26 protein-coding genes are annotated in these 24,128 nt (G+C 51.0%); 16 read left to right on the forward strand and 10 right to left on the reverse strand.

The window, feature by feature from the left end:
- Positions 1–36: 36 nt before the first annotated feature.
- Both ACTU3N_RS05190 and ACTU3N_RS05195 read right to left on the reverse strand, forming a co-directional pair.
- Entirely contained in the window at positions 37–1,473 is a 1,437-nt protein-coding gene (locus ACTU3N_RS05190) for a hypothetical protein (RefSeq protein WP_443085071.1), read from the reverse strand.
- A 236-nt stretch (positions 1,474–1,709) separates the two neighbouring features.
- Entirely contained in the window at positions 1,710–2,954 is a 1,245-nt protein-coding gene (locus ACTU3N_RS05195; protein ID WP_443085072.1) for a FliC/FljB family flagellin, read from the reverse strand.
- Positions 2,955–3,477: 523 nt separating this feature from the next.
- Here ACTU3N_RS05195 and fliD point away from each other — a divergent pair.
- Genes fliD through ACTU3N_RS05210 form a run of 3 tightly spaced genes read left to right on the forward strand, consistent with a single transcriptional unit; the run spans position 3,478 to position 5,743 of the window.
- A complete protein-coding gene (gene fliD / locus ACTU3N_RS05200; protein ID WP_443085073.1) occupies positions 3,478–4,953 on the forward strand; it encodes a flagellar filament capping protein FliD in 1,476 nt (491 codons plus the stop codon).
- A 48-nt stretch (positions 4,954–5,001) separates the two neighbouring features.
- Positions 5,002–5,409: a flagellar export chaperone FliS gene (gene fliS, locus ACTU3N_RS05205; RefSeq protein WP_443085074.1), complete on the forward strand. Its 408-nt coding sequence runs from the start codon at positions 5,002–5,004 to the stop codon at positions 5,407–5,409.
- The gene (locus ACTU3N_RS05210; protein WP_443085075.1) at positions 5,402–5,743 is read left to right on the forward strand and encodes a flagellar protein FliT; all 342 of its coding nucleotides are present in this window, start codon (positions 5,402–5,404) and stop codon (positions 5,741–5,743) included. Before fliS ends, ACTU3N_RS05210 begins: the two co-directional genes overlap by 8 nt.
- A gap of 91 nt (positions 5,744–5,834) precedes the next feature.
- Here ACTU3N_RS05210 and ACTU3N_RS05215 read toward each other — a convergent pair whose 3' ends face one another.
- The 8 genes from ACTU3N_RS05215 to fliE form a co-directional block, all read right to left on the reverse strand.
- Complete coding sequence (locus tag ACTU3N_RS05215) at positions 5,835–6,242, reverse strand: flagellar protein FlhE (protein ID WP_443085076.1); 408 nt, start codon at positions 6,240–6,242, stop codon at positions 5,835–5,837.
- Positions 6,242–8,347, reverse strand: a complete 2,106-nt coding sequence (gene flhA, locus ACTU3N_RS05220; protein WP_443085077.1) for a flagellar biosynthesis protein FlhA — start codon at positions 8,345–8,347, stop codon at positions 6,242–6,244. The genes ACTU3N_RS05215 and flhA overlap by 1 nt, the downstream gene beginning before the upstream one ends.
- Positions 8,347–9,492, reverse strand: a complete 1,146-nt coding sequence (gene flhB / locus ACTU3N_RS05225) for a flagellar biosynthesis protein FlhB (RefSeq protein WP_443085078.1) — start codon at positions 9,490–9,492, stop codon at positions 8,347–8,349. The genes flhA and flhB overlap by 1 nt, the downstream gene beginning before the upstream one ends.
- A gap of 59 nt (positions 9,493–9,551) precedes the next feature.
- Positions 9,552–10,193: a protein phosphatase CheZ gene (gene cheZ, locus ACTU3N_RS05230; protein ID WP_443085079.1), complete on the reverse strand. Its 642-nt coding sequence runs from the start codon at positions 10,191–10,193 to the stop codon at positions 9,552–9,554.
- Between the two features lie 3 nt (positions 10,194–10,196).
- A complete protein-coding gene (gene cheY, locus ACTU3N_RS05235) occupies positions 10,197–10,586 on the reverse strand; it encodes a chemotaxis response regulator CheY (protein ID WP_443085080.1) in 390 nt (129 codons plus the stop codon).
- 34 nt (positions 10,587–10,620) lie between these two features.
- Positions 10,621–11,670: a protein-glutamate methylesterase/protein-glutamine glutaminase gene (locus tag ACTU3N_RS05240; protein ID WP_443085081.1), complete on the reverse strand. Its 1,050-nt coding sequence runs from the start codon at positions 11,668–11,670 to the stop codon at positions 10,621–10,623.
- Positions 11,671–11,672: 2 nt separating this feature from the next.
- On the reverse strand, positions 11,673–12,500 hold the full coding sequence (locus tag ACTU3N_RS05245) for a CheR family methyltransferase (RefSeq protein ID WP_443085082.1): 828 nt from the start codon (positions 12,498–12,500) through the stop codon (positions 11,673–11,675).
- A gap of 194 nt (positions 12,501–12,694) precedes the next feature.
- On the reverse strand, positions 12,695–13,030 hold the full coding sequence (fliE, locus tag ACTU3N_RS05250; protein ID WP_443085083.1) for a flagellar hook-basal body complex protein FliE: 336 nt from the start codon (positions 13,028–13,030) through the stop codon (positions 12,695–12,697).
- A gap of 245 nt (positions 13,031–13,275) precedes the next feature.
- Here fliE and fliF point away from each other — a divergent pair, with 245 nt between their 5' ends.
- The 13 genes from fliF (at position 13,276) to fliR (ending at position 23,990) form a co-directional block, all read left to right on the forward strand.
- Positions 13,276–14,922, forward strand: coding sequence for a flagellar basal-body MS-ring/collar protein FliF (gene fliF / locus ACTU3N_RS05255; RefSeq protein WP_443085084.1), 1,647 nt, complete (start codon positions 13,276–13,278; stop codon positions 14,920–14,922).
- On the forward strand, positions 14,919–15,905 hold the full coding sequence (fliG, locus tag ACTU3N_RS05260; protein ID WP_443085085.1) for a flagellar motor switch protein FliG: 987 nt from the start codon (positions 14,919–14,921) through the stop codon (positions 15,903–15,905). Before fliF ends, fliG begins: the two co-directional genes overlap by 4 nt.
- Positions 15,892–16,599 (forward strand): flagellar assembly protein FliH, encoded by a 708-nt coding sequence (locus ACTU3N_RS05265; protein ID WP_443085086.1) that lies wholly within the window; start codon positions 15,892–15,894, stop codon positions 16,597–16,599. The genes fliG and ACTU3N_RS05265 overlap by 14 nt, the downstream gene beginning before the upstream one ends.
- Positions 16,599–17,963 (forward strand): flagellar protein export ATPase FliI, encoded by a 1,365-nt coding sequence (fliI, locus tag ACTU3N_RS05270; protein ID WP_443085087.1) that lies wholly within the window; start codon positions 16,599–16,601, stop codon positions 17,961–17,963. Before ACTU3N_RS05265 ends, fliI begins: the two co-directional genes overlap by 1 nt.
- A gap of 15 nt (positions 17,964–17,978) precedes the next feature.
- Positions 17,979–18,422 carry a flagellar export protein FliJ gene (gene fliJ / locus ACTU3N_RS05275; protein WP_443085088.1) on the forward strand — a complete coding sequence of 148 codons (444 nt, stop codon included), beginning with the start codon at positions 17,979–17,981 and terminating at the stop codon, positions 18,420–18,422.
- A complete protein-coding gene (locus tag ACTU3N_RS05280) occupies positions 18,423–19,676 on the forward strand; it encodes a flagellar hook-length control protein FliK (RefSeq protein WP_443085089.1) in 1,254 nt (417 codons plus the stop codon). It begins immediately after the preceding gene.
- 150 nt (positions 19,677–19,826) lie between these two features.
- On the forward strand, positions 19,827–20,333 hold the full coding sequence (gene fliL / locus ACTU3N_RS05285) for a flagellar basal body-associated protein FliL (RefSeq protein WP_443085090.1): 507 nt from the start codon (positions 19,827–19,829) through the stop codon (positions 20,331–20,333).
- 8 nt (positions 20,334–20,341) lie between these two features.
- Positions 20,342–21,346, forward strand: coding sequence for a flagellar motor switch protein FliM (fliM, locus tag ACTU3N_RS05290; protein ID WP_443085091.1), 1,005 nt, complete (start codon positions 20,342–20,344; stop codon positions 21,344–21,346).
- Positions 21,347–21,353: 7 nt separating this feature from the next.
- On the forward strand, positions 21,354–21,758 hold the full coding sequence (gene fliN, locus ACTU3N_RS05295; protein WP_443085092.1) for a flagellar motor switch protein FliN: 405 nt from the start codon (positions 21,354–21,356) through the stop codon (positions 21,756–21,758).
- Complete coding sequence (gene fliO, locus ACTU3N_RS05300; RefSeq protein WP_443085093.1) at positions 21,758–22,168, forward strand: flagellar biosynthetic protein FliO; 411 nt, start codon at positions 21,758–21,760, stop codon at positions 22,166–22,168. The genes fliN and fliO overlap by 1 nt, the downstream gene beginning before the upstream one ends.
- A complete protein-coding gene (gene fliP / locus ACTU3N_RS05305; RefSeq protein WP_443085094.1) occupies positions 22,165–22,926 on the forward strand; it encodes a flagellar type III secretion system pore protein FliP in 762 nt (253 codons plus the stop codon). Before fliO ends, fliP begins: the two co-directional genes overlap by 4 nt.
- A gap of 13 nt (positions 22,927–22,939) precedes the next feature.
- A complete protein-coding gene (fliQ, locus tag ACTU3N_RS05310; protein ID WP_443085095.1) occupies positions 22,940–23,209 on the forward strand; it encodes a flagellar biosynthesis protein FliQ in 270 nt (89 codons plus the stop codon).
- Position 23,210: 1 nt separating this feature from the next.
- Positions 23,211–23,990, forward strand: a complete 780-nt coding sequence (gene fliR, locus ACTU3N_RS05315; RefSeq protein ID WP_443085096.1) for a flagellar biosynthetic protein FliR — start codon at positions 23,211–23,213, stop codon at positions 23,988–23,990.
- Positions 23,991–24,128: the final 138 nt, after the last annotated feature.

The raw sequence follows: 24,128 nt of genomic DNA on the forward strand, positions 1-24,128 counted from the left end.
AAAGAGGCTCTCCGGTTTGTGCCGGAGAGTCTTTTTTTATGCCTTTAACTCTGCTGCCTGATTGACTAATTTTCCCCAGGCGTAATCCATTGCCGCCGCGACATAGTCGTCATTTGGCAGCAGTTTGTCATAAGCTACGGGGGTAAAATTAAAGTTATTGAACACAGTCCAGGATTCATTAATTGAATGCCCCCCGCTATGGACTAATGAACATGCTGCGAGCAAGCGGGCATGCTGCTTATTAAATTTACTGTATTGTTTTTCCAGGCGCACGAATAAATAATCCAGCAGATTAGCGCTGCCTGACATGCCGACGCCAACAGGTTTTTCATACGCAAATGCTTGAGAGTCATGACCGGTGACGTGGGTCATATCTTGCAGCGTTTGATCTATCGGTCTTATACCTTTAGCATCCTGCGGATATTTTTGAGCCTTCATTTGGTACGTAAGCTGTATTCCTGTTCTGTCGCTGTGTCTTTGTGAGCTGATATACTTATCATTCCAGTATCGTTGAGGCTGGATGATATCGCTATAACTCAAAAAGGTTTGGCCACGTACCTCATTTAAACCTGTGGGGGCAATAATATATTTAACAGTAAGGTGCATCGCCAATATATTTCTAAGCGGGCTATTGGTGTTCAGCATTGCTAAAAAGTTTTTCGGCGTGCTGTGCCTGGTAAAATTCGTGACCTCAGGTATGGACGAATACCAGGTTGCAAAATCATTTTTTATCTCACTCCGCATGGCAGAACAAATCTTACGTTGTTGAACGTAACCCTGTTTTTCAAAGTCAGCAATAAGATGATCGATAAGAATTTTTGCGGCTTGTTGCATCTCAGGCGACGGTGCATTAACAATTTTTTCTGCCAGCGTGGTTTCAAACAGGCGACCAAAAAAGTTATCGTGATGTTTTGTATAGTAAACTTTTTTTTCCAGATTGTTAAAAATACTCGTAGTTCTGGCGTGTAAAACTTCATTATTTTCCAGGTGCACAGGTAAAAATGTTTTGCAAAACTTCGGCAGCGATTCTTTTATATCACCGGCCAGATAAAGTGTTTTAGCGTGCTCGAGGATAGTTTGTTTGCACTCGGCGCTAAGGTCACTGTTTTTAATCAGGCAAACAATATTAATAAGGCATTCGGCAGGTGTGAGGATTCTACTTTCATCGGGTCTGACTGGTGTATCTTTTAATGCCGGGATCACACTCTTGTGAAGTGAGGCTATTTCTTGCGGTGTCGGCTCAGTCTTAAATGCCAGAATTGTACCGGTACCATCATAGCTGACCAGATTTAGCGTTTTTTCAGCTAATTGCGGCGTAATCGTTTTCCCGATGAGATCTTGTTGACTGTTTTTTATATTATCAAGATCTGCACGTAAACCTGACGCTGTTTTTATAGCGGGGTTAAGCGTTGTATTATCATGGTTTTTTAGGGTGGCGTGGGTGTCATTATTACGTGAAACGGTAAGCGTCATAGTAAATACTTTATCTGTTTATAAGGCGGCATTTTTTACCATAGCTGACTTATTTTTAACTACCAGAAAACGATTACGATTAGGCAATATGACTGTCCAGCTAATGTCGGACATAAAAATACCGCTCGTATCCACGAGCGGCGGGGCCAAGCGGTAAGTTTGGGGCCTACCGGAAACACCAAAATTTGGGGCGGGAAGTTCCGATGGGGGGCAACCCATCGGAAGCACGTCAAAGATTAACGGAGCAGAGACAGAACGTTCTGCGGAACCTGGTTAGCCTGTGCCAGTACGGAAGTACCTGCAGACTGGAGAATGTTTGCACGGCTCATTTCAGAAACTTCAGAAGCGAAGTCAGCATCCAGGATACGAGAACGAGACTCGGACAGGTTGTTAACAGTGCTGTTCAGGTTGCTGATAACAGAATCGAAACGGTTCTGTACGGCACCCAGACCAGAACGCAGTTTGTCAACCTGAGCCAGCGCATCGTCGATTTTTTCCAGCGGATCATCAGTTGCCTGAGTGGTGTTTACCGCTTTTTTAGAGTCGGTCACGTTACCCTGGTTATCAAAGCTTGCTTCGGTCAGGCCGCCGCTGGCGCTCTGAACGTAGTAGTTACCTTCGCCATCGGACATCAGTGAGCCACCAGCAAGAGCGGTAGTATCAGCAGTCTGTGAAACGGTAACGGAATCACCAGCAACGCTTGAACCCATGGTCACACCAGTGGTAGCAGCTTTTGATGAGTCGAAGCTCAGGCCGTCACCATTGGCATTCGCCGTGGCTTCATAGTAGTCAGCACCAGATTTAACGTAAACTTTACCGTCATCACCCTGTACAACATCGTCAACAGTTTTCGGCGTACCGTTAGCATCTGTAACGTTGCTCATGTCGGATTTAACGTCAACGTCAACGTCAACAGTCGTTGCAGCAGACAGAGTAGAGGTATCTACGCCGCTGGTCACGGTGAAACCGTCCATACCCAGTGTGGAAGAATCCATTTTGTTCAGTTCGATATCGATAGCCTGGCCATCGTTAGAACCAACCTGGATAGTCAGTTTCTGATCTTTGCTCAGAACTTTTACGCCGTTGAATTCAGTCTGCTCGGAGATACGGTTGATCTCAGACATACGCGCATCGATTTCGTCCTGGATGGACTGGCGGTCAGAAGCAGAGTTGGTGCCGTTTTCAGCCTGAACAGTCAGGCGGCGGATGTTCTGCAGGTTGTCGTTGATTTCGTTCAGCGCACCTTCAGTGGTCTGCGCGAGGGAGATACCATCGTTCGCATTACGTGAAGCCTGGCTCAGACCAGTGATGTTGGCAGTAAAACGGTTAGAGATTGCCTGGCCAGCAGCATCGTCTTTTGCACTGTTAATGCGCAGACCAGAGGACAGACGTTCAATTGCAGTACCCAGGGCACCCTGAGACTTGTTCAGGTTGTTTTGGGCGGTCAAACTAAGGGCGTTGGTATTAATAACCTGGGGCATAGGTATTCCTTATTTACATTTGCTATACATAATTTAGATATGCGTCATTTCGCTCGCATACTAATTACATCGGCCTGCAAAAAAAATGACTAAAGTTTTTTGCTAAAAAAATTTTATTTAATATCCAGGGTTCTGATACAGAAGGCGTTTTTTTAACGTATTATCATTGGCTGGTGCGATTAATAAGTGTTTTTCGCAAATTAGCTTCACAATTGTCACTATATAGCAGGTTTGAATATTATGAATGTAAGTGTGGTGAAGGTAGTTGCACTATATAATAAGAGAACACTCCCACTGCGAAGTGAAGACGTGAATTGTCGGCGCTTTTGCTATTATTTTGCTGGAATGAAACTGGCTCTTGTAAACAATCATTACAGACTGAGCTAACATGCTATTTTTATAGCCAAAATAGACGATGAGGAAAATATAGCCTTTTAATGTAAAGGTAAAAATTTCATCTTTTATTTTCCCGCGCCGATAGCTTAATTAGAGTACCACCACATTTATCGTTTCGGGAGAAACAATGGGCATTTCGTCACTAGGTGTGGGTACAGGCGGGATTGATACAGCGTCGATGCTGGAGCAGATTAAATCAGGCGAACAAACGCGCCTGACCCCCTATACCAACCTTAAGAGCAGTTACCAGGCGCAAATATCCGCCTGGGGGAAAATCTCCAGCGCCTTATCGACGCTACAAAAAAGCGTCACCACGATGAGTTCTGATGCATTTACCAAACTCAATATCAGCACTAACGATGCGTTTACCGCCACTGCTGGCAGCGGAGCCATTGCCGACAGCCACGAAGTCACTATTTCGCAGCTGGCAACCGCGCACAAACTGAAAACGCAGCCGCAAACCAGCGCTGACGATCAGTTGGGCGACGGAAAGGCCGGGACGCGCAAGGTGACTATCACCCAGCAAAACGGCTCAACCACCGAAGTCGAGCTGAAAGAGGATGAAACATCCCTCAATCAGATTGCAAAAGCGATCAATAAGGAAAAAGGCGATGTTACCGCAACCGTGCAGCGTACTGATGATGGCTACCAGCTGGTGCTGAGTTCAAAAACCACCGGTTCGGATGGGAAATTGAGCGTCAAAGTTGAGGGCGATTCCTCCCTGGCTGGCGTGCTTGATACCTCTGGCGGCGGTCAGCATATCGATGACCAGGGCAACGTGGTAAACGATTCCGGCAAAGGCGACAGCATGATTTCGGTCGCAGATGCACAGGATGCCAAATTACGCGTCGACGGCTCTGACTACACCCGCTCAAGCAATAACATCACCGATATTATTGATGGCGTAACGCTGAACCTGAAAGAGGTGTCGGAAAACGGGAAATCTGAACAGCTGACGCTGACGTCAGATACCTCGGCGATTAAAACCAGTTTGCAGGATTTTGTTAAGCAATATAACGCGTTACTGACGCAAACATCCTCGTCAAGCAAATATGTGCAGAACGAAACCTCTGGTCTTGACAGCGAAGCCGTGGCGACGCAGAACTCCAGCAGCGGTGCGCTGGTCGGGGACTCGACCCTGCGCAGTCTGGTCAGCGAAATGCGCTCTACGGTCAACGGTGTCTATGGTGATGCCGGAGCCGATTACGCGTCGCTTGCCGATTTGGGTATCAAAATCGATGCGGCGACCGGCCAGATGACGCTGGACGAAGACACGCTGGATGAGGCTATCGCCGATAATCCAGAGCAAATTGCCACCATGTTTACCGGTCGTGGTGGTAGCGAAGGGCTGGCGACAACGCTTGGCACGATTATGACGGACTACCTTGGCGATACCAAAACCAAGAGTGACGGCTTAATCAAATCCACGACCGAAAGCCTGGATTCCCAGACCGAGATAGTCCAGCAGCAGATCGATAAAACGCAGAAACTGATTGATGCGCAGGTCGAACGCTATCGGGTGCAGTTCCAGAATCTGGACTCCATGATGTCGAACTTCAACAGCATGAGTAGTCAGCTGACTTCGTTGCTGTCCACACTGTAATTTTTTAATTTCCAGCAGGCCGTCGGGCCTGCTTTTCAGGAGCCGAATATGTATTCTTCACAGGGTGTTCGCGCTTATGCACAGGTTGACCTGCAAAGTAAGCTGTCTGGCGCGACTCCTCACCAGTTAATTTCCATGCTGTTTGATGGTGCTCATAACGCAATGCTGCAAGCCAAAATCTATTTTGAAAATGGCAACGTCGCGCAGCGCGGAAAAATGATCTCTAAGGCAATCAATATTATTGATAACGGGTTGCGTGCTGCGCTGGACCATGAAAAAGGTCTGAATATTGCCGCCGATCTTGAGCGGATGTATGAATATATGTCGCGCACATTATTACAGGCAAACCTGCGCAGCGATCAGGATGCATTACTTCATGTTGACGATATGTTAGTCAAACTGGCCGCAACGTGGAAAGAGATTGAACCGATACAAAAACGAGTACGTTATGGCTGATACCCTGATAAAATATTATCGTGAATTATTTGAAATGAATGTCGTCATTCTGGAGATGAGCAGGCAAGAGCGTTGGGATGATTTTGTCGAGTTTGCTTCTCACTACGTGATTAAAAAAGAGGATATCGTTAATCACCGTAACGATATTCTTAACGACTCGGAAAAAGAAAGTTTAAAAGTGATCCTGCGAGAGATTATTGAGAACGAAGCTGAAATTACCCGCAATTTAGAAATACGCCTTCAGTCATTAAAACAGAATCTGTCTTCCCTGCATCGTGGTACGCGGGCAAGCCAGTTCTACACTCTGCAACAAACATCTACTGCATTGCATTAAACTCCCATAAAAAAGGCTATCGGCATATTAAATAAGCCGATAGCCTTATTTTTTTCTCTTTCTCTTTCTCTTTCTCTTTCTCTTTCTCTTCTCAGCGATAGTTAACGGTTAACTGATTACTGACCACGGTTAATACCGGGCGCAGCTGCCCCAGGCTATTTACGGAATATATAAAACGAAACTCACCGGCTGGTGAGAGAGGCGTGCTAACCGTACGCTGACCGGCAAGTGAAGGCAGCAGAAAGCATTTGTCGCTGCGACAGAGTTTGATTTGTAACCCAGGCGGGGGAGGCGACAACAGCGTTATCCGCCATGAAAAACGCGTGACGGTGGCTGAAGGTGGGAGAGAAGGGGGAGAAAAAAGCGGGCGCCCGCGCAGCAGTTGTTTGCCGACGCTGACGCTGCCACCAGCAGAAGAGCGGCTCCAGGAGCCGCTCGTTGTTTTCGCTGCGACCGGTAAGGCCAGCAGCGCAAGAATAATAACCAGTACGCGTTTCATTAGTTTGCGCCAATTACCGCCGTCATCTGTACCGTCCGGTTGTTACTGATTTCCAGCGTCGAGAGCACGGTTAATTGCGGGAACGCACGGCGCAGGTAGCGTGTCAGCATAACGCGCAGGCCTGGGTTAACCAGAAGCACCGCAGAAACACCGTTGGCCTGTTGCTCTGTAATGGCTTTATCCGTCTGGCGCATTAAATTATCAGCAATTCCCGGCTCAATAGCGCTACCGCTCTGCAACGCCTGAATAAGTATTTTCTCAAGAGAATTATCGAGGCCAATAACCTTAATATTCTTTTCATTACCGAAGCACTGAGAAGTAATCGCGCGGCCTAAACGGATACGCACCTGAGTAGTCAGCTCATCCGGATCGCTCTGCACCGGAACAAATTCTGCCAGCGTGTCGATAATAGTACGCATATCGCGAATCGAAACACGCTCAGCCAGCAGGTTCTGCAACACTTTATGGAACAGCGTCAGTGAAACCACGCCCGGAATTAAATCTTCCACCAGTTTCGGCATCTCTTTGGTGATGCGGTCAAGCAACTGCTGGGTTTCCTGGCGGCTGAACAACTCTTCGGTGTGCAGCATGATCAGATGGTTTAAATGGGTCGCCACTACCGAGCTGGGATCGACCACGGTAAAGCCCTGGATTTGTGCCTGTTCACGCATGACTTCATCAATCCAGCACGCGGGCAGACCAAACGCCGGATCTTCACAAGGCGTACCGGGCAAGTCGCCCTCTGCGTAACCGGGGTTGATCGCCATCCAACGCTCAGGCTGAATTTCCCCACGGCCAATTTCGACCCCTTTTAGCAAAATGCGGTAATCACCGGGCGCCAGGTCGAGATTGTCACGGATGTGGATTGCCGGAGGCAGAAAGCCCATCTCCTGGGCAAATTTCTTACGAATACCGCGTACACGCACCAGCAACTGACCATCCTGGGCGCTATCAACCATCGGGATCAGACGATAGCCTACTTCCAGACCCAGCACATCTTCCAGCTCAACATCGGACCAGGAAGCTTCTGCCGTGGCCTGATCGTTCGCTGCTTGTGCGCTGGCGCTGTCTTTGTCTTCACGCGCGTTGCTACGCTTACCGGATGCGTCATCCAGCTCGCGGCCACGCAACCACCACGCAAGACCCAGCAGTGCGGCGGTAAACATCAGGAAGACCAGGTTTGGCATGCCAGGGATCATCCCCAGCAAACCAATGACCGCCGCAGACAGCACCATTACGCGCGGGCTGTTGAACAACTGGCCAACCATCTGCTCGCCGATATCCTGCTCGCTGGAGACGCGGGTAACGATAACACCGGCAGCGGTAGAGATAATCAGCGCCGGGATCTGGGCAACCAGGCCGTCACCGATAGTCAGCAGCGTATAGGTTTGGCCCGCATCCGCAACGCTCAGTCCATGCTGTAACACACCAATGGTCAGCCCGCCGAGTACGTTAATAGCCATAATAAGCAAACCGGCGATAGCATCACCACGCACGAATTTACTCGCGCCATCCATGGAACCGTAGAAATCAGACTCCTGGGTCACTTCGGCACGGCGGCGTTTGGCTTCGTCTTCACCAATCAGACCGGCGTTGAGATCCGCATCGATAGCCATCTGCCTGCCCGGCATACCGTCCAGCACGAAGCGAGCGCCCACTTCCGCAATACGGCCAGCACCTTTGGTGATAACCATAAAGTTGATAATGATAAGAATGGCGAAGACGACGATACCAATCGCAAAGTTGCCGCCAACCAGGAAGTGGCCGAAGGCTTCAACCACGCGCCCTGCGGCGGCGGCGCCCGTGTGGCCTTCCATCAAAATGATACGCGTGGAGGCGATATTTAGCGCGAGGCGTAACAGGGTGGAAAAAAGCAGCACCGTCGGGAACGCCGAGAACTCCAGGGTTTTCTGTGTAAACATTGCTACCAGCAATATCATCAGCGACAGCACGATATTAAAGGTAAACAGCGTATCCAGGATAAACGCAGGCAGGGGAAGCACCATCATTGCCAGAATCAGCATGATCAGCACCGGCCCGGCCATTATCTGCCACTGGGTCTCTTTAAACGCGGGTAAGCGTAATTTGCTGGCGAGGTTAGCCATCAGTTTGAACTCTCATGTGCAAAATCCATCGACTCAGGAACCTTAAGATCCCTGGGCTTTTTGGGCGGAATACCGCCACTGGTGCGCCATCGCCGTAAGCCATAGACCCAGGCGAGAACTTCCGCGACCGCGCTATACAGTTCGCCGGGAATTTGTTGACCAATTTCACAGTGGCGATATAGCGCACGGGCAAGCGGTGGCGCTTCGAGCATCGGGATGCGGTGTTGCGCGCCCAGCTCACGAATTTTTAAGGCGATGTCTCCGGCGCCTTTCGCCAGCACCGTCGGTGCCAGCATGCCGCCTTCTTTATAAGAGAGCGCGACAGAGTAGTGCGTCGGGTTGTTGACGATAACGTCCGCCGTCGGGACATCCGCCATCATCCTGTTTTGCGCCGCAGCGCGCTGCATCTGCCGGATGCGTCCTTTAATGTGCGGGTCGCCTTCCGATTGCTTAAATTCATCCTTAATTTCCTGGCGGCTCATGCGCAGTTTTTTCAGGTTGCTGGTGATTTGGTAAAAAACGTCATAGCCAACAACCGGGATCAGGAAAAAAATCACCACCAGCAGGCAGTCAAACATCATGCCGACCGCGTCGCCCAGAGCGCGGGGCAAAGGTTCATTAACCAGTTGAATAAAATTTGATTTATGCTGATACAGATAGAGCGCAAAACCGCACCCAACCAGGCTTGCTTTCAGGCATCCTTTCAGCGTTTCCGACAACACCTGGCCGGAAAACATACGCTTTAACCCCGGCAGAGGAGAAAGGCGCGTAAGATCGAATTTCAACGACTTACCGCTCAGGCTCACGCCACCGAGCACCGCCGGTGCTACGATCCCGGTGAGAAATAATCCCAGCAGAATGGGCAGCAACGCGGAACTCATCATATTGAGCAGGTAACCTGCCTGAAGGATCATGGAGCGTTCATCCATCACCGACAGTCGGTTCAGCCTCAGCCCGGTTTTCAACAAGTGAACAAGGGAACGAACAAAACTATCGCCACCCGTCAATAACAGCGTCCAGCCCGCCAGCATCATCAACAGCGAACTCAGTTCTTTTGAGCGGGGGATCTGCCCCTCTTCTCGCGCTTTTTGCTTTCGCTGGGGTGTGGGTTCTTCTGTTTTTTCTACATCACTTTCTTCTGACATACTCTGCCTGACGGTGGCTTAACGTTGTTGCGAATGACTAACCAGACCAGAAAACGGGATCAGAAACCGAGGCTATCGAGCAGGTCATCGACCTGATCCTGGCTTGCGACCACACCCGTTTTGCTTTCATCAATCTGCGGACCATTGAGCAGCGTCATCGCTGGCTCCGGCTGAGCGCTCGTGCCTTTAGGAATATTTTCTACCAGCACCTGAATCAGCTCTTTCTCAACCATTTCAACCAGCACCATCATGCGGTGAATGACCTGGCCGGTGAGATCCTGAAAGTCCTGCGCCATCATAATTGCTGTCAGTTGCTCATTGGTCTGGCGAGCAATCTGCGGTGCCTGCGCTAAAAACGCCTGGGTGTCATTAAACAGACTTCCTGCCTGGGGTAATGTGGCTGACGTTTTTAACCACTCATCCCAACGCACAGATAAATCCTGCGCTTGTGTACTGAGCGTGTCCTGCAGCGGGCGAGCTTCTTCCACGCTGTTAAGCACACGATTTGCCGCCTGCGACGTTTTTTGCACCACGTAATTAAGGCGTTCACGCGCATCAGGAATCGCTTCCGCTGCATCCATAATCGTGCGATCCAGGCCCAGGTTAACCAGGCTGTCGCGCAGCATGCGGGTCAACTGGCCGATGCGCGAAAAGAGGCTGGCGTAGTTCTCTTCTGACGGTGAATGAGAGGAGGAATGCATTGCTTACCACCCCAGTTTTTCAAAAATTTTATTCAGCTTTTCTTCCAGGGTCGCTGCGGTAAACGGTTTAACAACATAACCACTGGCACCTGCTTGTGCTGCGGCGATGATGTTTTCTTTCTTGGCTTCGGCTGTCACCATCAGCACCGGCAGTTTCGCAAGCGCTGCATCGTTGCGTACTTCAGTGAGCAGCTGCAGGCCATCCATGTTCGGCATGTTCCAGTCGCTGATAACAAAATCGAACTGGCTGGCGCGCAGCTTGTTCAGCGCATCCAGGCCATCTTCCGCTTCTTCAACATTGTTAAAACCTAAATCTTTTAGAAGGTTGCGAACAATGCGACGCATTGTCGAAAAATCATCGACAACTAAAAATCGCATATTTTTGTCTGCCATATTTTTTATCCTCGGAAAGGGGTTAATAAAGTGGTTAAATTTTGCGTGCCACAGTTGCGGCACTATCAAGAAGCTGCTGGCTTATCAGTTCAAGGTCGGTGACGGCACAGGCGGCATTCAGCGCGATGGCTTCACGCGGCATCCCGAAGACCACGCAGCTACGCTCGCTTTGCGCAATCGTCCATGCTCCGGCCTGGCGCATGGCTAATAACCCAGCGGCACCGTCATTGCCCATTCCGGTAAGAATGGCGCCGGTCGCGTTTTTCCCGGCACTGCGTGCCACGGACGTAAACAGCGCATCGACCGACGGGCGGTGGCGGTTTACCGGCGCGGCATCATTAAGGCTGATGTAATAGCCGCTGGTATTGCGTTTCAGCTCCATATGAAAATCCCCGGGCGCGATATAGGCATGGCCCATAAGTACGCGCTCGCCATCTTCCGCTTCTTTCACCGTTAGCTGACACAAATGGTTCAACCGTTCAGCAAAGGAGCGGGTAAAGCCCGGCGGCATATGCTGCGCGATGACGATCGGTGGCGCGTCTGCGGGCATAGGGATTAATAACTGGCGCAGCGCTTCGGTTCCGCCGGTTGAGGAGCCGATAGCGATAATTTTGTCGTGCCATGCACGTGTTGATTTGATAACGCCTGGGGGAGGGATTTTCCCGTCGTGGCGGTGAATGCGCGCCTTTGCCGCCATCCGTAACTTGTCGGCAATCATTTCGCTGTAGGGCGTGATGCCATCCTGCATGCCAATTTGCGGCTTGGTGATAAAATCCACCGCACCTAATTCCAGCGCGCGCAGCGTGATTTCAGAACCTTTACTTGTGAGGGATGAAAGCATCACCACCGGCATCGGGCGCAAACGCATCAGCCTTTCCAAAAAATCCAGCCCGTCCATACGCGGCATTTCAACATCCAGCGTCAGCACATCCGGGTTGTGTTTTTTGATAAGGTCGCGGGCGATAAGCGGGTCCGGCGCAGTGGCGATCATCTCCATATCCGGTTGCTCATTGACCAGTTGGGTCATGATGCGGCGAATGAGTGACGAATCATCAATACACAGTACTTTGATTTTTTTCATCATTTTTACTCCGCGAGACAGTAGACCGACTGCCCGAGCAGACGAAATGGCACATTCAGGTTGTTAAAATGTTCAGAGTGGCCAACGAATAACAGGCCGCCTGGTTTGAGTATTTTTGCAAAGCGCTGCAGAAGCCGCTCTTGTGAGTCTTTGTCGAAATAAATCATCACATTACGACAAAATATTGCGTCAAAGGGCGCAGGAATATCCCACTGTGCAGCCATAAGATTTAATTGTCGGAACTGTATACAGTTCCGATATTCCTGCTTAATTTTTACCTTGTCTTTTTGCTCGCCGGTGCCGCGTAAAAACCAGGTTCTTTTCTGCTGTTCCGTCAAATTGCTGATATCGGCTAAGCGATACACGCCTTGTTCTGCTTTCTTCAGCACGTCGGTATCAATATCTGTTGCCAGAATGCGCGGCCCGGTAATACTGCGTCCCAGCGCATCTTCCAGCGTCATGGCAATTGACCAGGGCTCTTCACCCGTGGATGCCGCCGCGCACCAGACGTTGTACATCCCGCCCCTGGCGCGCGCATGTTTTGCCAGTACCGGAAAATGATATGCCTCGCGGAAAAATGAGGTCAGGTTAGTGGTCAGCGAATTAATAAAAACCTGCCATTCCGCGCTATTATGGTTTGACGTCAACAGGTCTATATAATCAGTAAAGCCTTGTAATTTCAGTTCACGCAGGCGGCGAGAGAGCCTGTTTAATACCATGTCGCGTTTGTGATTACTCAGCACAATACCGGCACGTTGATAAATCAACTGGCTAATTTTATCTAATTCATGCCCACTCAATTCCGGGGGGGCATGCTGATAGCGTTCGGTCATCGGAAGCATATTTTCTGACTGGCAATAATAATTAATGTCTGTGCCCGTGGATGTATTAAATACAGTGAACGGAGTGTAATAAAAACACGCTTGTTTCACTTTATTATTTACGGGTCGCTAATCTGTGCGAGAGTTATTTAACTTAAAAATATCAGATGTACTTCCTTTCCCCACGCTCGCATGCAGCAGAAAAATTATACCTGCATGTTCATAATATCCTGGTAAGCACTTACCAGTTTATTACGTACCTGAACGCCCATATTTAATGCCAGAGAGGATTTCTGTACGGAAACCATGACGTCATTCAGCCCGATCCCCTCTTCACCCGCCAGATAGCCCTCGGAGAGCTGCTTCGACTGCGTCTGCATTTGGTTAATATCGTTAACGCTATTAAATAAAATGTCAGAGAATTGTGAATTATTGTCGACCTTTTGCTCGCTAACAAAAGGTTTTAGCGTAGAAGTACCGGAAATTTGCTCGGCCTGGTTTTGAATTTGATTAACCACACCGTTTAATGCACTCATAGACATAGAAATTTACTCTAATGGAATTTAGACATAAGCTTATCATGTGCCTGGAAAAAGAGCATAACGTGAATAGCTGACACAAATTTCACCTTATCACCACTTCGGAATTCGCCCTTTCCGTAGATAATACAGCCCAAGAAATTATCCTGATGGAGTGCAGTTGTACTTATCTATCGCATCCCCGAAGAACTCCGACGCTATATTTCTTGCGGGAAATATTTCGTCAATTATTGTTACAGGACCTGGGCATGACTGCCGCAATAGACAGTAGTAAAAAGAAAAGTGTCGTCGATATGAAGACGATAATTGAAAATATTAAGGGTAATCCCAAAATAATATTTGCTATCGCTGCTGCGGCGGCGATTTCTATTGTTGTGGCGATGTTTTTCTGGGCGCAAGAGCCGGAATATCGCGCGCTCTACAACAATATTAGCGAGGAGGATGGCGGGGCCGTTGTCACTCAGCTTACCCAGATGCAGGTACCGTACCGTTTCTCACAACCGGGCGGCACTATCATGATCCCTGCCGACAAGGTCTATGAGGTGCGCCTTAAGCTGGCCCAGCAGGGGCTGCCAAAAGGCGGTGCGGTAGGTTTTGAACTGCTCGATCAGGAAAAGTTTGGTATCAGCCAGTTTAATGAGCGGGTGAACTTCCAGCGTGCGCTGGAAGGCGAGCTGTCGCGCACGATTGAAACGCTCGGTCCGATTAGCAAAGCCCGCGTACATCTGGCGTTGCCGAAACCCTCTTTATTTTTGCGCGATCAGAAAGAAGCTTCTGCATCGGTGACACTGACGTTGATTAATGGCCGCAGCCTCAGCTCAGGCCAGGTCAATGCTGTCTCTTTTATGATTTCCAGCGCGGTGCCGGGGCTGAATGCAGACCGCGTAACGATTGTTGATCAGGCAGGCCACTTGCTGACGCAAAACGGATCCCAGGCAACACAAACCTCTCAACTGAAATATACCCGTAAAGTCGAAACGGAATATCAGAACCGCATTCAGGAAATTCTTGCGCCTATTGTCGGCTCGGCGAATGTCAGAACCCAGGTTACGGCGCAGATAGATTTTACCCAGCACGAGCAGACGGCGGAAACGTATTCGCCGAACAGCCAGCCGGACAGAATGGCAATCCGCAGCCGCCAGAGCAGCAGCGCTGAGCAAAACGGTAAGAATGGCGCGGGCGGCGTACCCGGCGCATTAAGCAACCAGGCACCGGCACCCGTATCGACACCGATTGAACAACCGGCAAACGCGCAGGGGAAAGCTCAGGCTTCGGTGCCGCCGACCAGTAAACAGAACGATGAAACCACCAACTACGAGCTGGATAAAACGCTGACACATATCAAGCGTAATACCGGCAAGGTGGAGCGACTCTCCGTGGCCGTGGTGGTTAATTACCAGACCAAAGACGGCAAAGAAACGGCGCTGAGCAAAGCGCAAATGGATCAGATCAACGCGCTGGTCAAAGAGGTGATGGGCTATTCCGACAAACGCGGCGACTCGCTCAATGTCGTGAACACGCCGTTCACCACGCAGGATAAAGAAGAGCCTGTACCGCTGTGGCAGCAGCCGGACGTGATTAACCTGCTGATGACCGCTGCACGTTACCTGTTTGTCGTGCTGGTGGCCTGGGTGTTGTGGCGCAAAGCGGTTTACCCCTTCTGGGCCAAACATCAGCAAATGCTCCTGCAACGCCTGGAGCTGGAAAAAGAGAACCGCAATGCCGAAATTGAAGCTCAGCAGCGTAAGCGCCTGAGCGCTGAGCAGGCGAAAGCGCAGCAGCGGGTAGAAGTCGAGCAGGATACGCAAAACCTGCGCAACGTTGCCGAGCAGGATCCGCAGGTCATCGCTCTGGTTATTCGTCAATGGTTAAATAAGGAGACGAGAGCATCATGAATGCCGCCGAAAAAAGTGCCATCATCATGCTAACGCTCGGTGACGAACGCGCCGCCGAAGTGTTCAAGCATCTGAATACCCATGAAGTGACGCAAATCAGTTCGGCGATGGTCTCAATGGGCAACTTTACCCACGATCAGCTGGCGACCGCGGTGAGCGATTTCAAACGCGACTCCGGTGAATACGCGGCGTTGAGCGTCAATGCCAACGAATATCTGCGTAGTGTGCTGGTGAAAGCGCTGGGTGAAGACAGGGCGAATTCAATGCTCGAAGATTTGCTCGAATCACACGACAGCAACTACGGTATTGAGACGCTTAACTTTATGGATCCACAAATGGTCTTTGACCTGATCCGTGATGAGCATCCGCAGATTATCGCCACCATTCTTGTGCATCTCAAACGTAGCCAGGCCGCCGATCTGCTGGCTCGCTTTGATGAGCGCGAACGTAACGACATCATGCTGCGTATCGCCACCTTCGGCGGGGTGCAGCCTGTCGCCTTGCAGGAACTGACGGAAGTGCTCAACAGCCTGTTGCATGGTCAGAATATTAAGCGCAACAAGATGGGCGGTGTTCGTCCGGCGGCGGAGATCCTCAACTTGATGAAATCTCAGCAGGAAGAGGCCGCTATCGAAGCGGTGCGCGAGTTCGACCACGAGCTGGCGCAGAAAATTATCGACGAAATGTTCCTGTTCGAAAATCTGGTCGAAATGGAAGATCGCAGCATTCAGCGTATCTTGCAGGAGATTGATAACGAATCGCTGATTGTCGCGCTGAAAGGCTCTGACGAGCAGCTGCGCGATAAGTTCTTCCGCAATATGTCCAAACGTCAGGCGGATATCATGAAGGACGATCTGAATACCCGTGGGCCGGTGCGTATGTCGCAGGTCGAAACGGAGCAGAAAAATATCCTGATGGTCGTGCGTCGTCTGGCGGAAACCGGCGAGATAGTGATAGGCGGAGGCGAAGATGCCTATGTCTAACGGTCAGTGGGCGGCGTGGCGGCCTGAAAAGTTAATCCAGGACGAGTTACCCGCCGCCGAAATGATTGTCTCTGCGCAGCCTGCCGACGCGGCGTCTGATCCGGCGTTCCAGGCCGAGCTGGCGCGCATCCGTAAGCAGGCCGAGCAGAAAGGTTTTGCCCACGGCGAGCAGCACGGTATTGAAGAGGGCAAAAAGCAGGGTTACGAGCAGGGCTTGCAGCTTGGCCGCGAGGACGGTATCGCCCAGGGCGCCGCTGAGTTTATGCAACAGCAGCAAAAGCAGGCACAACAATTTGCCCATCTGATTGAGAGTTTTCAGGCCGCGCTGGATAACCTCGACAGCGCCATGCCCTCCCGGCTGGTGCAGGTGGCCCTGACCGCTGCGCGCACCATGTTTGGCGACAGTATTGTCTCCGGCAGTACCCACACCTGGCTGTTAGAGCATATTCAGACGCTTTTGCGCCAGGAAAACCTGCTGCAAGGGAAAGCGAAGCTGTGGGTCAGCGGCGAAGAGTCCGCGCTGGTCAAAGAGCAGTTAGGCAATGTGCTGGAATCAAAAGGCTGGGAGCTGTGTATTGATCCGCAGATGCTGCCCGGCGGATGTCGAATTACCACCGACGAAGGTGAGCTGGATGCAACCACGGAAACGCGCTGGAATGCACTGTGTAACCTGAGCCGGGAGGACTATTTCTGATGTCGGGTCGTCTGAAAAAATGGCTTGATGGCGTCAATACCCGCGAGCAGCGCATGGCGCAACTGCCGCTGTTTCGCCAGTATGGGCGGCTGACGCGCGCCACCGGTCTGGTTATGGAAGCGGTCGGGCTGAAACTGCCTATCGGTACGCTGTGTATTGTAGAGCGCGACAGCGCGGAAGGTATTCAGCAGGTAGAGAGTGAAGTCGTGGGATTCAACGGCCAGATCCTCTATCTGATGCCGCTGGAAAATGTCGAGGGTGTTCTGCCCGGCGCGCGCGTGTATGCGCACGGCGGCAGCACCAAAGGCAAATCGCTGCCGCTTGGCCCGGAGTTGCTTGGCCGCGTGCTGGATGCCAGCGCCCGTCCTCTTGATGGCCTTCCGCCGCCGGGAACCACGCACCAGGGGCCGCTCTTTACCGCGCCTTTTAACCCTTTGCAACGCGATCCTATCCGTAACGTACTGGATGTGGGCGTTCGCGCCATCAACGGTCTGTTAACCGTTGGCCGTGGGCAGCGTATGGGGCTGTTTGCCGGTTCCGGCGTGGGGAAAAGCGTGCTGCTGGGGATGATGGCGCGCTTTACCAAAGCGGATGTCATCGTAGTGGGACTGATTGGCGAGCGTGGCCGCGAAGTTAAAGACTTTATCGAAAATATTCTTGGCAAAGAGGGGCTACAACGCTCGGTGGTGATTGCGGCCCCGGCGGATGTGTCGCCCATTTTGCGTATGCAGGGCGCAGTGTACTGCACGCGTATTGCTGAAGATTTCCGCGATCGCGGCATGGATGTGCTGCTCATCATGGACTCGTTAACCCGTTACGCGATGGCGCAGCGCGAGATAGCGCTGGCAATCGGTGAGCCACCAGCGACCAAAGGCTACCCGCCGTCGGTGTTCGCCAAACTTCCCGCGCTGGTGGAGCGTGCCGGTAATGGCATCAAAGGCGGTGGCTCCATCACCGCCTTTTATACCGTGCTGACTGAAGGTGACGATCAGCAGGACCCGATCGCTGACTCCGCGCGTGCGATCCTGGATGGCCATATTGTGCTGTCGCGCCGCCTTGCAGAGTCCGGGCACTATCCGGCGATCGATATCGAGGCCTCGATCAGCCGTGCGATGACGGAGCTTATCGAACCTGCACATTACAAGAAAGTTCAGCGCTTTAAACAGTTACTGTCAGCGTATCAGCGCAACCGCGATCTGGTGAGCGTGGGGGCTTATGCCGCAGGCAGCGATCCGCAGCTCGATCAGGCTATCGCGCTGTATCCCAAAATGGAGGCGTATCTCAACCAGGGGATACGCGAGAGCAGCGAGTATGAAGCCTCGTATAACCAGCTTGCGGCACTGTTTCCTGACCCCGCAGCATAACCGGAGTAGAGGCTGATGGCGCACCCGAAGCCAATGGATGTTCTGCGCGATATGGCAGAAAAAACGCTCAATGATACGACGACCCGACTGGGGAGCGTACGCCAGACGCACGCGCACGAAACCAACCGGCTGGCACAGCTGGAGTCCTATGCGCAGGAATACCGCCAGCAGTTGCAGGACACCATTGTCGATAACGGGGTGTCTATCATGACGCTGCGCGCGCACCATAGTTTTCTTACCTCGCTTGATGGCGTGGTGGCTCAGCAAGTCCGGCGAGTAACCAACACCCAGCGCTCCGTCGATAACGTCCTTGATGCCTGGAAAAAAGACCGGCAGCGGCTGAGCGCGTTTGATGCGCTCAAAAGCCGTGCCGAAGCCCAGCGAATGTTACAAGAGAGTCGGCTGGACCAGAAATTGATGGATGAATTTGCACGACGTGCCAGTCAGAGGAATACCTAAATGATCATCAAAAATACACCCGTTCCGACGGCGGATGCAGGCCGTAAAACGCCGCAGGCCGGAGCCACGCAAAACAATGACCACTTTGCCAGCGAGCTGAAAAAGCAGATGTCATCCGGCCATCAGCCGCAGACCCAAAAGGCAGAAGAAAAAAGTAACCTTGCGCCGCAGAGCAAAAAACAGCCCGCGCAAGAGAAAACGCAGCCTGAGGAGGATGATGCGCTGGCGACCCTGCCGACGCTGCAAACCGACCCGCTAACCATGCTGCTCGACGGCAGCGCGCTGCCAGCCCCGGCGGTGACGCTCGATGCGCAGGCGACTCAGGCAGGGCCAGAGCAACAACCTGTCACGCAGGAAGCGCTTATTAGTGGGCTGCAGATAGTGATGCCCGCGCCGGTGCAAGCGCCGGTGGCGCAAAGTGAAGCGGTGCAGGCGCTGGTGGATGGCGAAAGCCCGGCGCTACCCGTTCAGGCTTCGGCTGTTATGTCTGAGCTGCAAAAACCGCAGGCAGCGGCGGTTAATACCGCACCCGATCGCCACCCTGGCGCTGTGGCTGAGAGCGTTTCATCTAAAGGTGAGCGTGCTGCAATACAGCCTGATGTGACGCAGGCGCAGACCAGCCCGGAGATGCCAAAAGAGACCAGCGCAAAACCAGCCTCGTTTGGCGAAAATATCGCGGCAGCGATGAATAATATGAATAACGGCGAGCCGGTTGCCCCGCAGAGCCAGGCGTACAGCGCTCCGGTTATTCCGGCGTCCGTCGCCACCGCCACACCGGCGATGCCAGCCATCCCGACGGCATCTGTCGCCACCGGCACGCTCCAGGCTGAGGTAGGAACGCCCGCCTGGCAACACGCGCTGGGCCAGCAAATAGCCGTTTTCAGCCGCAACGGTATCCACCACGCAGAACTGCGCCTGCATCCTGAGGATTTAGGAGCGTTACAGGTTAGCTTAAAAGTGAATAACGAGCAGGCGCAGGTACACTTTGTGGCGGAAAGCCAGCATGTCCGCGCCGCGCTTGAGTCTGCCATGCCCCATCTGCGCACGATGCTGGCGGAGTCGGGTATTCAGCTTGGGCAAAGTAGCGTTGGCGCCGATACGGCTTCTTCTTCAGGCGCTGCTTTCTCCGGTAATTTTTCCGGGCAGAAAAACAGTGGGCAGGAGAGCGGAGAGCCGGGTGTTTTAGCTGAAGATGAACGAATTTCACAACCTGTCGTTATTAAATATTCCAGTGGAATCAACACGTTCGCTTAATATTCTTTCCTATCTGGCAAGTTACTGTCAGTAATTTCAGCTTATCAAGGATTTGTATTTGGTGGCGGTAGTTTACTATACCGCCATCAAGTCAGGCTATCCGCTTTTACTGAGTCATGCTTTCATTTTTATTACAGAGTTATTCATCAAATGTCGAAACAGAATCAAAAAGCACCCAAGGGCGGTAAGAAAAAATTACTGCTGATAATACTTGCTGCGTTAATTACTGCGGGTGTTGTTGCCGCTGCTGGTTATACCTATATCGAACTGCAAAGTATTAAATCGCAAATGGATAATCCGCCGGAGGCGAAAAATGATGAAGTTGCGCCGGAAAACGTAATGCCTGTTTATGTCGATATGGATACTTTTACCGTGAGCCTGAAACCAGAGGATGATAATAGCGATCATGTCCTCTATATCGGTCTGACATTAAAAATGCAAGATGATGCCGCCAAAGCCTTGCTGGAAAAATATCTTCCGGAAGTGCGCAGTCGTTTGCTGGTGCTTTTTTCTCAACAGACAGCCAATAATTTATCTGCCGATGGTGGCAAAGAAAAATTGACTGAAGAGATTAAAACTGTTGTTAGCTCCCCGCTGACCGGTCAGCAGAAAATTATGGTAACTGACGTATTGTTTAATGCATTTATCTTACGGTAATAACTATTATGACTGACAGTATTTTATCACAGGATGAAATCGATCGTCTGTTGAATGGTAGCACTGGCGATAGTGAAGAAAATACAGCACCAATACAGGCTTCTGCCCTGGCGGGTAATGTCAAACCCTATGATCCTACTACCCAGCGTCGTGTTATTCGCGAACGTCTGCATTCATTAGAGATTATTAATGAACGTTTTGCGCGCCAGTTTCGTATCGGGTTATTTAATACATTGCGCCGTAGCCCGGATGTGACTGCCGGGAATATCAAAATTCAGCCGTATCATGAGTTCGCCAGAAACCTTCCGGTGATGACCAATCTGAATCTGGTGCATATGAACCCGCTGCGCGGTACCTCGTTGTTTGTCTTCTCGCCGAATCTGGTGTTTATGGCGGTTGATAACTTGTTCGGCGGCGACGGGCGTTTTCCGGCTAAAGCTGATGGCCGCGAATTTACGCCTACGGAACAACGTATTATTCAGCGGATGCTGGCAATGGCCCAGGAGGCTTACGATTATGCCTGGACTTCTATTTATAAAATTAAAACTGAATACATACGCTCTGAATTACAGGTGAAATTTACCAATATCACCTCATCGCCCAATGACATTGTGGTCACCACACCATTTTATGTTGATATTGGTCCACACAGTGGTGAATTACAGATTTGTATCCCTTTTAATATTATCGAACCGCTGCGTGAGTTATTAACTAACCCGCCGCTGGAGAGCTCCCGACTGGAGAATAACCAGTGGCGCAGTACTCTGGCAACACAGGTTCGTGATACAGAACTGGAACTGGTAGTGAATTTCGCAGAAATCTCTACGCGGTTGACCAATATTATGAAACTGAAACCGAATGATATTATTCCTCTCGACAAGCCTGAATATGTGGAAGGGTTTGTGGATGGCGTGCCGGTCATGACCGGAAAATATGGTTGTGTGAACAATCAATATGCCATCCAGGTGGAAAATATGATGAATTCAACATTATTAGCTTTAAAGAAGGAGTGACCATCGCATGAGTGGTAATGAACAGTCAACGGCTACGAAAAATGCGTCAGCGGAGTCTATGTGGGCCGACGCGATGAATGAACAACTGACCAGCGAAAATTCAGCGGCGGCACAAACGGCTGCCAAAGAAGATGTGGTTATTAATTTCTCCGAAGATTTAAATATGGTGCTCGATATTCCCGTCAAAATGACGGTAGAGCTTGGACGCACCAAAATGACTATTAAAGAGCTATTAAGACTCAGCCAGGGATCTATTGTTTCTCTGGAAGGGCTGGCGGGTGAGCCGCTGGATATCTTAATTAATGGCTATTTAATTGCACAGGGTGAAGTGGTGGTTGTCTCTGATAAATTCGGCATCCGTATTACCGATATTATCACGCCTTCTGAACGTATGTACCGCCTGAATCGCTAATGACTACGCAGACTCTTCATACTGCTCAGCCCGTGGCGACCGGGCCGGAGACCGCACCGATTTCTTATGTGAATATGGGCGCAGCCCTGGGGCTGGTTCTGTTACTTATTGTTGCGGCTGCCTGGGTTTTACGCCGCACCGGCGTTGCCTCGCGAATCGTCAAAGGCAACGGCCTGGTTTCTGTGAAACACACGCAGGCTATTGGCGCGCGGGAACGGCTGATGGTTGTGGAAGTTGATGATAAATGGCTACTGCTGGGCGTAACGCAGCAAAATATCTCCTGTCTGATGACGATGGACAAAAAAGAGAGCGCAGAACCGGCTGCAATGACACCGCCGCCGTTTGCGACCAGTTTTCAGACTGCATTGCGTAAATGCCTTACCCAACGCAAAAACGAGAGCAAAAAATGAGAGCGTATTCTCGCCTGGCGACAGGTGTTTTTGCCCTGTGTATCACCGTTGCGGGCATTTTTTTCCCTGCTCAACTTAGCTGGGCTGCGAATAACGATATTACGTTGACCCATTCCGCGAACGGTGAAAGCTGGTCTCTGCCGATTCAGACACTGGTGCTGATGACATCGCTGACGTTTTTACCGGCGGTGCTGTTGATGATGACCGGTTTTACCCGCATCGTGATTGTGCTGGGGCTATTACGCAACGCGCTGGGCACCGCCAGCACGCCGCCAAACCAGGTATTACTGGGTCTGGCTTTATTTCTGACGTTTTTTGTTATGTCGCCGGTGCTTAATCGAATTTATGACGAAGCGTGGGTGCCGCTGTCACAGGACAAAATCACCATGGAAGTCGCGCTGCAAAAAGGCTCCCAGCCGCTGCGGGAATTTATGCTCAAGCAGACGCGTGAAGGCGATTTGGCGCTGTATAGCCGCATCGCTAAAGCCGGGAGTTTTGCCACCCCAAATGATGTGCCGATGAGCATTCTGGTGCCTGCGTTCGTGACCAGCGAACTGAAAACAGGTTTCCAGATAGGTTTTACGATGTTCATTCCGTTTCTGATTATTGATTTGGTGGTTGCCAGCGTATTGATGGCGCTGGGGATGATGATGGTTCCACCGGCGACAATTTCTCTGCCTTTTAAGCTCATGCTGTTTGTGCTGGTTGATGGCTGGCAGCTGGTAATTGGTTCGCTGGCCCAAAGTTTCTTCAGTTAAACGAGAAAAGAGAATGACTCCCGAAAGTGTAATGGCGCTTGGTTTCCAGGCCACTAAAGTCGGACTGATGATCGCCGCGCCTTTGCTGCTGGCCTCGCTTGTTGCGGGCCTGATTGTCAGTATCTTGCAGGCTTCAACACAAATAAACGAATCAACGTTATCCTTTATTCCTAAGATCCTGACGATTGTCGTTGTGCTCATCGCCTGCGGCCCGTGGATGTTATCAACCCTGCTGGATTATATGCACGGCTTGTTTACCAGCATGCCTGATTTCGCGCATTAATATGTTAGCGTTCTCTCTTGCCTCGCTGCACGACCATCTTGATCAGTACTTCTGGCCGTTCCTGCGTATGCTGGCGCTGTTTGGTGCAGCGCCAGTTTTCAGTGAAAAGCAGATCAATGCGCGAGTCAAAATTGCTTTAGCTTTTATCACCTCATTTTTGCTTGCGCCACAGCTCCCGGATAGCGGTATTTCTATTGCTTCGCTGGAAGGGTTCTGGGCTATCTGTCAGCAACTTATTATCGGTATCGCGATTGGGTTGTCTGTGCAGCTGATCTTTGTCGCCGTGCGCCATGCCGGTGAAATCATTAGTATGCAGATGGGCCTGTCTTTCGCGATGATTTACGACCCCAGCGGCGGCCCGAGCATGCCGGTGGTCTCGCGTTTGCTCAACCTGTTCGTTACGCTCTTGTTCCTGATTTTTAACGGTCATCTGTATATGATTGAAGTGCTGGCTAACAGTTTTGAAATTTTTCCTGTTAGCGGCACCCCGATGGGGCCGGGCGGATTCTATGCGCTGACGAAAAGCGCGGGAATGATTTTTAGCTATGGTTTAATGCTGGGACTGCCCGTCGTCACGCTGTTGCTCTGTCTTAACTTATCGCTCGGCTTGCTGAACCGTCTAACGCCGCAGCTCTCTATTTTTGTGATTGGTTTTCCGGTTTCGCTGGTCATTGGCATGATGGCGATGTCATTAGTGATGTACACGTTATCACCCTTCTTTGAGAATATGATGGGGGATGTGTTTGAGCAGCTTATCGTTATTCTGACGAAGTTCAGATAAACCTGAATGCCGTGACTAGTCCTGATATAGGTTGACACTCTTCCGCCTGTAAAACGCCTGATGAACATCATCAGGCGTTTTGTATTTCAGGGCCAGATGTGGCCGTTCATGGTTATAAATTGCCACAGATTCTTTTAC

The organism is Vagococcus sp. WN89Y (assembly GCF_052220145.1).
In the GTDB taxonomy this organism is placed as follows: Bacteria; Pseudomonadota; Gammaproteobacteria; order Enterobacterales; family Enterobacteriaceae; genus Kosakonia.

Bases quoted from the DNA above. Each gene is read 5' to 3' on its own strand.
- ACTU3N_RS05215 (WP_443085076.1), bottom strand. From the start codon at position 6,242: ATGAAACGCGTACTGGTTATTATTCTTGCGCTGCTGGCCTTACCGGTC.
- flhA (WP_443085077.1), bottom strand. From the start codon at position 8,347: ATGGCTAACCTCGCCAGCAAATTACGCTTACCCGCGTTTAAAGAGACC.
- fliM (WP_443085091.1), top strand. From the start codon at position 20,342: ATGACTGACAGTATTTTATCACAGGATGAAATCGATCGTCTGTTGAAT.
- ACTU3N_RS05280 (WP_443085089.1), top strand. From the start codon at position 18,423: ATGATCATCAAAAATACACCCGTTCCGACGGCGGATGCAGGCCGTAAA.
- ACTU3N_RS05210 (WP_443085075.1), top strand. From the start codon at position 5,402: ATGGCTGATACCCTGATAAAATATTATCGTGAATTATTTGAAATGAAT.
- fliO (WP_443085093.1), top strand. From the start codon at position 21,758: ATGACTACGCAGACTCTTCATACTGCTCAGCCCGTGGCGACCGGGCCG.
- ACTU3N_RS05265 (WP_443085086.1), top strand. From the start codon at position 15,892: ATGCCTATGTCTAACGGTCAGTGGGCGGCGTGGCGGCCTGAAAAGTTA.
- ACTU3N_RS05195 (WP_443085072.1), bottom strand. From the start codon at position 2,954: ATGCCCCAGGTTATTAATACCAACGCCCTTAGTTTGACCGCCCAAAAC.
- flhB (WP_443085078.1), bottom strand. From the start codon at position 9,492: ATGTCAGAAGAAAGTGATGTAGAAAAAACAGAAGAACCCACACCCCAG.
- ACTU3N_RS05245 (WP_443085082.1), bottom strand. From the start codon at position 12,500: ATGACCGAACGCTATCAGCATGCCCCCCCGGAATTGAGTGGGCATGAA.
- fliS (WP_443085074.1), top strand. From the start codon at position 5,002: ATGTATTCTTCACAGGGTGTTCGCGCTTATGCACAGGTTGACCTGCAA.
- ACTU3N_RS05190 (WP_443085071.1), bottom strand. From the start codon at position 1,473: ATGACGCTTACCGTTTCACGTAATAATGACACCCACGCCACCCTAAAA.
- fliL (WP_443085090.1), top strand. From the start codon at position 19,827: ATGTCGAAACAGAATCAAAAAGCACCCAAGGGCGGTAAGAAAAAATTA.
- cheY (WP_443085080.1), bottom strand. From the start codon at position 10,586: ATGGCAGACAAAAATATGCGATTTTTAGTTGTCGATGATTTTTCGACA.
- ACTU3N_RS05240 (WP_443085081.1), bottom strand. From the start codon at position 11,670: ATGATGAAAAAAATCAAAGTACTGTGTATTGATGATTCGTCACTCATT.
- fliF (WP_443085084.1), top strand. From the start codon at position 13,276: ATGACTGCCGCAATAGACAGTAGTAAAAAGAAAAGTGTCGTCGATATG.
- fliI (WP_443085087.1), top strand. From the start codon at position 16,599: ATGTCGGGTCGTCTGAAAAAATGGCTTGATGGCGTCAATACCCGCGAG.
- fliR (WP_443085096.1), top strand. From the start codon at position 23,211: ATGTTAGCGTTCTCTCTTGCCTCGCTGCACGACCATCTTGATCAGTAC.
- fliN (WP_443085092.1), top strand. From the start codon at position 21,354: ATGAGTGGTAATGAACAGTCAACGGCTACGAAAAATGCGTCAGCGGAG.
- fliG (WP_443085085.1), top strand. From the start codon at position 14,919: ATGAATGCCGCCGAAAAAAGTGCCATCATCATGCTAACGCTCGGTGAC.
- fliP (WP_443085094.1), top strand. From the start codon at position 22,165: ATGAGAGCGTATTCTCGCCTGGCGACAGGTGTTTTTGCCCTGTGTATC.
- fliE (WP_443085083.1), bottom strand. From the start codon at position 13,030: ATGTCTATGAGTGCATTAAACGGTGTGGTTAATCAAATTCAAAACCAG.
- fliQ (WP_443085095.1), top strand. From the start codon at position 22,940: ATGACTCCCGAAAGTGTAATGGCGCTTGGTTTCCAGGCCACTAAAGTC.
- cheZ (WP_443085079.1), bottom strand. From the start codon at position 10,193: ATGCATTCCTCCTCTCATTCACCGTCAGAAGAGAACTACGCCAGCCTC.
- fliJ (WP_443085088.1), top strand. From the start codon at position 17,979: ATGGCGCACCCGAAGCCAATGGATGTTCTGCGCGATATGGCAGAAAAA.
- fliD (WP_443085073.1), top strand. From the start codon at position 3,478: ATGGGCATTTCGTCACTAGGTGTGGGTACAGGCGGGATTGATACAGCG.